The organism is Streptococcus sp. 79 (genome assembly GCF_013277425.1).
Lineage (GTDB): Bacteria > Bacillota > Bacilli > Lactobacillales > Streptococcaceae > Streptococcus > Streptococcus pseudopneumoniae.
This window is the reverse complement of the sequence record NZ_VMMW01000104.1, coordinates 1-4,037: the sequence shown is the minus strand read 5'-3', so window position 1 is coordinate 4,037 and position 4,037 is coordinate 1. Positions and strand designations below refer to the sequence as shown.

Annotated in this window: 2 protein-coding genes and 1 pseudogene; 2 read left to right on the top strand and 1 reads right to left on the bottom strand. The window is 37.1% G+C overall.

The window, feature by feature from the left end:
• Positions 1-77, top strand: a pseudogene (locus HT729_RS10940) (type I restriction endonuclease); the annotation flags it as partial.
• Between the two features lie 29 nt (positions 78-106).
• The gene (locus HT729_RS10935; RefSeq protein WP_172932016.1) at positions 107-3,457 is read left to right on the top strand and encodes a DEAD/DEAH box helicase family protein; all 3,351 of its coding nucleotides are present in this window, start codon (positions 107-109) and stop codon (positions 3,455-3,457) included.
• Between the two features lie 267 nt (positions 3,458-3,724).
• On the opposite strand, the gene HT729_RS11805 is transcribed toward HT729_RS10935, so the two are convergent.
• The coding region (locus tag HT729_RS11805) for a hypothetical protein (protein ID WP_205380683.1) at positions 3,725-4,037 on the bottom strand (313 nt) is incomplete at its 5' end.

Genomic DNA, 4,037 nt, shown 5'->3' with positions numbered 1-4,037 from the left:
AGGTCGACAAATCACAATTTGCTTGTGAGATAGCTATAAAAGTGTGGAGAAATAGCTTGAAATTTAGTATAATATAGCTAAACTATTTGTTTAAAGTGAGAAAAAAATGGGAAATTTTAGCTTTCTTTTAAAAAATGACGAATATGAATCTTTTTCAAAACCTTGCATTGAAGCTGAGAATATGATTGCTACATCAACTGTGGCTACTGCCTTTATGGCGCGTCGTGCTTTAGAGCAGGCTGTCCATTGGATATATAGTCACGATTCATATTTAGAAGCTCCCTATCGTGCTACTCTATCTTCTTTAGTATGGGATGATGATTTTAGGGATATCGTAGATTCTGAACTCCACAAGCAGATAGTTCTGTTGATTCGGTGGGGAAACCATGCTGCTCATGGTGGTGAAATTAAGGAACGAGAAGCGATTTTAGCTTTGCATCATTTGTATCAGTTTGTTAATTTTATCGATTATTGTTACAGCAATGAATTTGTGGAGCGTTATTTTGATGAGAAGTGCTTACTACTTTCAGCAAACATCAAATACCGAGAAACTCCACAATCTATGATAAAGTTACAAGACAGTTTACCAGAACTGCCTGATTTTCATGAACAGATGGCTGCTCAGTCCGTAGAAGTTCAAGAGACTTATACTGAAAAACGTGAGACTGCAGCGCAACGGCAAGATGTGCCTTTCCATATTGATCAATTATCTGAGGCAGAGACAAGAAAGCTCTTTATTGATATTGATCTCCGTCTAGCAGGATGGATATTTGAAGAAAACTGTCGTGTTGAGATAGCTGTTGATGGTCTCAAGCACGGTTCAGGAATTGGTTACTGTGACTATGTACTTTATGGTAAAAATGGGAAAATTTTAGCGATTGTAGAGACTAAAAAAGCCTCTGTCAATCCAGAAGTAGGGGAAGTACAGGTCAAAGAATATGCTGAAGCTCTGGAGAAACATATCGGCTATCAGCCAATTTGCTTTATTACAAATGGGTTGAAGCACTATATACTTGATGGTCCGAACCGCCGCCAGATTGCAGGCTTTTACTCTCAAGAAGAATTGCAATTAGTGATGGATAGACGTCATCTTCAAAAACCACTTGAGGATATTTCTAGTAAAATTAGAGACGATATTTCCGGGCGTCACTACCAAAAACATGCGATTGCAAGCGTTTGTGAAGCTTTCTCTAATCATCGTAGACAGGCACTTTTGGTTATGGCAACTGGGGCTGGGAAAACTCGTACAGCAGTTTCTCTAGTTGATACCTTATCACGTCATAACTGGGTAAAAAACGTTCTCTTCTTAGCCGATAGAACTTCCTTGGTTAAGCAAGCCTATGATTCGTTTAGAAAATTACTCCCAGATCTTTCCGTTTGTAACTTCTTAGAAGATAAAGAAGGAGCTCAATCAAGTCGCATGGTCTTTTCAACTTATCCGACCATGATTGGAGCGATTAGTGGTCAAGAAGAAGTAAATCAACGCCCTTTCACTGTTGGGCATTTTGACCTTATCATAATTGACGAATCTCACCGTTCTATTTATCAGAAATACAAGTCCATTTTTGATTATTTTGATGCAAGGATTGTAGGCTTAACCGCTACTCCGCGTCAAGATTTAGATAAAAACACCTATGGATTCTTTAATTTGGAGAATGGGGTTCCAACATATGCATATGATTTGGAAGAAGCTGTTAAAGACGGATATTTAGTAGCCTATCATTCTATCGAAACCAAACTGAAACTACCTACGGATGGTCTACATTATGATGATTTGTCCGAAGAAGAAAAGGAACATTTTGATAGCAAATTTGAAGACGATAGCTGTGAAAAAGATATTGATGGGAGTGTGTTTAATTCTTTTATTTTCAATAAAAGTACAGTAGAAATTGTTTTAAATGAACTCATGACAAGAGGAATTCAGACAGCCTCGGGGGATGAAATTGGTAAAACTATTATTTTTGCTAAAAATCATGACCATGCGGAATATATCAGAGGTATTTTTAACAACCGCTATCCTGAAAAAGGGAGCGACTATGCTCAGGTGATTGATTATAGTATTAAGCATTATCAGACCTTGATTGATGATTTTAAAATTAAGGAGAAGTATCCTCAAATTGCGATTTCTGTCGATATGTTAGATACAGGTATTGATGTACCAGAGGTTGTTAATTTAGTCTTCTTCAAGAAAGTACGCTCTAAAACTAAGTTTTGGCAGATGATTGGTCGAGGAACCCGTCTATGTAAAGATTTATTTGGACCTGAGCAGGATAAGGAAAACTTCTTGGTATTTGATTATGGGGACAATTTTGATTATTTTCGTGCAGATCCAAGAGATGGAGAGGGTCGTCACATTGTTTCGTTGACTCAGCGTTTATTTAATATCAAAGTGGACTTGATTCGAGAACTTCAGGGACTCCAATACCAAGAAGATCAGTTTGCGAGAGCATACCGTCAGGAGCTTGTTTTAGAACTTCAAGGTCGTATAGAGAGCTTAAATGAGTTGGACTTCAGGGTTCGTATGGTTTTAGATACAGTTTATAGCTATAGGAAATTGGAAAGTTGGCAGAATCTAACTGCTGTTACAAGTGAAACCATTCAAAAAAATCTCTCTCCGCTTTTATTTGATGAAGATAAAGAAGATGAGATGGCGAGGAGATTTGATTTGTGGTTGCTTCATATTCAGTTGGGGCAACTGACAGCTAAATCTTCCACTGTTCATATTTCCCAAGTGATGAAGACGGCTAGAGCTCTTTCTGCTATTGGTAATATTCCGCAGGTTTTTGAGCAGGCTGAAATTATCAGGAAAGTACAGGAGCCTGAATTTTGGAAAGAAGTTAACTTGTCTGATTTGGAAAAAATTCGTCTTGCTATTCGAGATTTATTACAGTTTTTGGATAAAACAGACCGTAAACCCTACTATGTTAACTTTGAAGATCGTATACTCTCTACTGTTCACGAGAGCACAGCATTTTTACAGGTCAACGATCTTCGATCTTATAATGAAAAAGTTGAGCATTACTTGAAAACTCATCTGGATGACGAGTCCATTTCTAAGCTATACCATAATAAAAAGTTGACATCTGATGATATGCTTGCACTTGAAAAATTGCTCTGGGAAAAATTAGGTAGCAAATCAGACTACCAACATCATTATGAAAATAAGGCAATTCCGAGATTGGTGCGTGAGATTATTGGCTTAGATAGAGAGTCTGCCAATCGTATTTTTTCTAAATTTTTGTCGGATGAGAACCTTAATGCTAGGCAGATTTCATTTGTAAAATTGATTGTAGACTACATTGTAGAAAATGGTTTTTTAGAGACGAAAGTGTTAACACAAGAGCCGTTTAAATCTTATGGATCTGTTCAACTACTCTTCCAACACCAACTACCAGTACTTCGTAATATTGTTCAAACCATTGAGCTCATCAATGATCGAGCTGGAGAAGCGGCTTAAATTCTAAAGTGAGTGCCATGCTGAGACTCATTTAAAATTAAAAAGAGTAGAAATTTATGCTATATATGAGAAGTTTTATTAGGAAGAATGTCATCGTTTTCCTAGAATACAGTATCAGTTGTTAAGTGGTTTATAAATTTCAAAGTAGATACTTGTACCACGATGTTTGCTGATCGAGTTATTAACAAAAGAGCTACTTTGATTTTAAAGAAATAGAAAACAAAAAGCCGAGCAAGAATTCAATTGCAGGAAAAAATGAAGTAATACTCAATGAAAATCAAAGAGCAAACTAGCCGCAGGCTGCTCAAAACACGGTTTTGAGGTTGTAGATAAGACTGACGAAGTCAGCTCAAAATATGGTTTTGAGGTTGTAGATGAAACTGACGAAGTCAGCTCAAAACATGGTTTTGAGGTTGTAGATGAAACTGACGAAGTCAGCTCAAAACATGGTTTTGAGGTTGTAGATGAAACTGACGAAGTCAGCTCAAAACATGGTTTTGAGGTTGTAGATGAAACTGACGAAGTCAGCTCAAAACACGGTTTTGAGGTTGTAGATGAAACTGACGAAGTCAGCTCAAAA